Below are 4087 nucleotides of genomic sequence, written 5' to 3'. Positions count from 1 at the left end.
GGGCCGGGGACGTCCGGCTCAGGCGCCGGAGCGCACCGGGATGGAGGTCACGAAGGGCTGCTCGGGGGCGGGGTCGGTGAAGAAGTCGTTGCCCTTGTCGTCCACCACGATGAACGCCGGGAAGTCCTCCACCTCGATCCGCCAGACCGCCTCCATGCCCAGCTCCGGGTACTCCAGGACCTCCACCTTCTTGATGCAGTCCCGCGCCAGCCGGGCGGCGGGCCCGCCGATGGACCCCAGGTAGAAGCCGCCGTGCCGCTCGCAGGCCTCGGTGACCTGCCGGGAACGGTTGCCCTTGGCGAGCATCACCATCGAGCCGCCGGCGGCCTGGAACTGCTCCACGTAGGAGTCCATCCGGCCGGCGGTGGTCGGGCCGAAGGAACCGGAGGCGTACCCCTCGGGGGTCTTGGCGGGACCGGCGTAGTAGACGGCGTGGTCGCGCAGGTAGTCCGGCATCCCCTGCCCCGAGTCCAGGCGCTCCTTGATCTTGGCGTGCGCGATGTCCCGGGCCACCACCAGCGGGCCGGTGAGCGAGAGCCGGGTCTTCACCGGGTGCCGGCTCAGCTCGGCGCGGATCTCGTCCATCGGCCGGGTGAGGTCGATGCGCACCACATCGCCCGCCGCGTCCAGCTGCTCGTCGGTGGTGTCGGGCAGGAAGCGGGCCGGGTCGGTCTCCAGCTGCTCCAGGAAGACGCCCTCGGCGGTGATCCGGGCCCGGGCCTGGCGGTCGGCGGAGCAGGAGACGGCCAGCGCGACCGGGCAGGAGGCGCCGTGCCGGGGCAACCGGACCACCCGCACGTCGTGGCAGAAGTACTTGCCGCCGAACTGCGCGCCGATCCCCAGCTCGCGGGTGAGCCGGAAGACCCGCTCCTCCATGTCGAGGTCGCGGAAGCCGTGGCCGGAGGGGGAGCCCTCGGTGGGCAGGGCGTCCAGGTAGTGCGCGGAGGCGTACTTGGCGGTCTTCAGCGCGTACTCGGCGGAGGTGCCGCCGACCACGATCGCCAGGTGGTACGGCGGGCAGGCGGCGGTGCCCAGGGACCGGATCTTCTCCTCCAGGAAGCGCATCATGGAGCGCTCGTTGAGGACCGCCTTGGTCTCCTGGTACAGGAAGGACTTGTTGGCCGAACCGCCGCCCTTGGCCATGAAGAGGAAGTCGTAGGAGGCGCCGTCGGCCGCGTACAGCTCGATCTGGGCGGGGAGGTTGGTGCCGGTGTTGCGCTCCTCCCACATGGTGAGCGGGGCGAGCTGGGAGTAGCGCAGGTTCAGCTTCGTGTAGGCGTCGTACACGCCCCGGGACAGGGCCTCGGCGTCCCGCCCCTCGGTGAGGACGTTCTGGCCGCGTTTGCCCATCACGATGGCGGTGCCGGTGTCCTGGCACATCGGCAGCACGCCGGCGGCGGAGATGTTGGCGTTCTTCAGCAGGTCCAGGGCGACGAAGCGGTCGTTGGGCGAGGCCTCGGGGTCGTCCAGGATGCGCCGCAGCTGGGCGAGGTGGTCGGGGCGCAGGTAGTGGGCGATGTCGTGCATGGCCTCGGCGGCCAGCAGGCGCAGCGCCCCGGGCGCGACCGACGCGATCCCACCCCCGTGGGGTCCGCGTCGATCGTGCCCGGGTGGCGCGGGGTGGGCCGGGATGGGATAAGGGACCCGGCCTCCCCGCCGTCATTCGGTGCGCAGCCCCTGCGGGCGCATCATCCGGTACAGCGACGGCATCCCGATCAGGGTGGCGCCGAGGATGACCCCGGCTCCGGCGGCCGTCATCACCAGCAGCGACGGGATGTCGAACACCGCCGACCCGCCCACCATGGTCAACAGGATCGCCCCCAGGCCCACGCCACCGACCATCGCGATGAGGAGGCCGAGCCCGACCGGCAGCGCGGTCTGCCACAGCACGGAGGCGGCCAGGGTCGATCGGGGGGTGCCGAAGGCGACCAGGACCGACAGCAGTCGGCGACGTTCGCGCATCTGCTCCAGGGTGGAGATCGCCATCGAGCCGCCGATCAGGATCATGACGATCACGGCACCGGCGTACAGCGCCCGGCGGATGTTGTCGAACTCGTCGTTGTAGAGGGTCGGGGAGGACTCGAAGACGTGGAACCGGGATCCCACGTCGAGGACGGCGTTGCGCACGTGCTCGGCGATGTCCGGCACGCCCGGCTCGGTGTACAGCTGCGCCTCGAACGTGACGTGGGAGATGCGTCCGGGGTCCAGCGCCGCCGGGGTGGTGAACACGCCGGTCGTCAGGTAGCCGATGCCGTTCTCCCCGTCCATGGACACGACGGGGGCGTCCGCCGGGATCGTCCACAACTCCACCTCGGTGTCCAGGAGGTCACCGGAGAGGGCGTCGTACTCCACGGAGAGGTTCAGCGAGTCGCCGGGGGCGACGCTCAGGTGCCCGTCCTCCCGGTTCGCGAGGTAGACGGCGCCGTCGACACAGTCCTGCGTGCCCAGGAGTTGGACGAGGACCTCGCACTCCGCGACGGTGACGCCGGTCCAGATCTCCGGGTCGTCCGCCCGGGGCAGTTGCTGCGAGGCATACCCCAGGACCCCCGTCACCCCGGGGACCTCCTCCAACCTTTCCGTCCCCTCGAGGGGGTTCGCGGCGTCCCGGGGGGCGCCGCCGGAGACCACCAGCGACGGGGATCCCTCACTCGCCCCGGTCTCCAGGGCGAACTGCCCGGCGATGCCGGTCAGGAACGTCTGCAGGGCGATCGCCCCGGCGACGGCGATGGTGACGCCGCTGACCGCGCGGCTGGCGGAGCCGGAGTCCAGTTGCAGCCGGCGCATGGCGAGTTGGAAGGGCACGGGACCCCCGCGCACCCGTCCGGTCAGCGCCTCGACCAGCCAGGGCAGGACGGCGGTGGCGCCGACCAGCAGGAGCACGATGCCCACGGCGATCTGCCAGACCTGCGCGGTCCCGATCTGCGGTTCCTCGCTCCCCGACAACGCCAGGGGCAGCAGCAGTGCCAGACCGGCGATCGGTGGCAGCAGCCGCCACCAGAGCCGACGGCGCCGGGGGGTGGAGGTGCGCACGACGCCCAGGGGTTCGACGGCGATCCGGCGCATGGCCTGGAGGGTGACCACCACGGCCGCCACCGGCACACCGATCACGACGACCAGGGCGATGGACGGTGCGGGGACCGCGTCCCCGGGGAAGGCGCTGAAGCCGAAGACCCGGAGTTCGGCGAGCAGGTTGCGTCCCAGGAGGAAGACCACCGCTCCCACCAGGAGTCCGACCAGGGCACCGGCCAGTGCCTCGCCGGCCGCGATGCGGTGGGTGGCGCGGATGTCGGTGCCGAGCAGGCGGAGTGCGGCCAGGCGTCGGTCCCGCCGCTCACCGCCCAACCGGACGGCGGTGGCGATGAACGCGCCCACCGGCAGCAGCAGCACCACGCAGCCGACGACCAGCAGGAGGAGCAGCACGGGGTGGAGCGGCTGGCTCTCCGATGCGACCCCGAAGGCGTCGACCCGGTACACCGTGTCGTCCTCGTCGTCGATCCGCTCGGCGATCCCGGGGTCACCGGCGTACCAGAGCAGTTCGTTGGGTTCGGAGAGTCCCTCGTCCGCGATGACCCCGCTCGGCTCGTAGGGGATGCGGGGGGTCAGCAGGGGGGCGTCCGGGGAGTCGAGCAGGTCGCGCAGGGCCGGTGAGACGACCATGGTGCCGGGCGCCGGCACCTCGGTGATGCCCGGTGGCAGGGCGGGGTCCCCGCCCTCGGCGTGCAGGACCGTGCCGGTCACCCACTCGCCGCGGAACTGCGTGCTCCGCGGGACGAGGAGCACGGTCCGCTCGCCGGGGGCGATCTCCCCCTCCGAGGCCGAGGTGTACTCGTGGGCCCGGGAGTGGTTGCGGTCCTCGCGACCGGAGATCAGGTTGGGCACCGCGGCGGCCAACAGCAGCACCGCGACGCCGAAGCCGACCCCGAGCGCGGTCAGGGAGGTGCGCAGCATGCCCTCCCGGCCACCGACCAGGGCGAAGCGCATGCCCATCCACAGGTCGCGGGCCCAGCGGCCCGCGGTGCCGGGCGGCTCGGGGAACCGCGGCGCGTCGGGGAGGGGGCCGCGGACGACCGGGGCGGCGCCCCGGTCG

The 4087-nt window shown here is 72.4% G+C and carries 2 protein-coding genes; both read right to left on the bottom strand.

Annotated elements, in window-relative coordinates:
• Positions 1-18: 18 nt before the first annotated feature.
• Complete coding sequence (locus FOE67_RS18705) at positions 19-1527, bottom strand: fumarate hydratase (RefSeq protein WP_182665804.1); 1509 nt, start codon at positions 1525-1527, stop codon at positions 19-21.
• A gap of 132 nt (positions 1528-1659) precedes the next feature.
• The coding region (locus FOE67_RS18700) for an ABC transporter permease (RefSeq protein ID WP_182665802.1) at positions 1660-4087 on the bottom strand (2428 nt) is incomplete at its 5' end.

The organism is Streptomyces calidiresistens (assembly GCF_014141525.1).
In the GTDB taxonomy this organism is placed as follows: Bacteria; Actinomycetota; Actinomycetes; order Streptomycetales; family Streptomycetaceae; genus Streptomyces; species Streptomyces calidiresistens.
Note: the sequence above shows the minus strand (reverse complement) of the source record. Positions and strands in the feature narration are given on the sequence as shown.

Bases quoted from the DNA above. Each gene is read 5' to 3' on its own strand.
- FOE67_RS18705 (WP_182665804.1), bottom strand. From the start codon at position 1,527: ATGCACGACATCGCCCACTACCTGCGCCCCGACCACCTCGCCCAGCTG.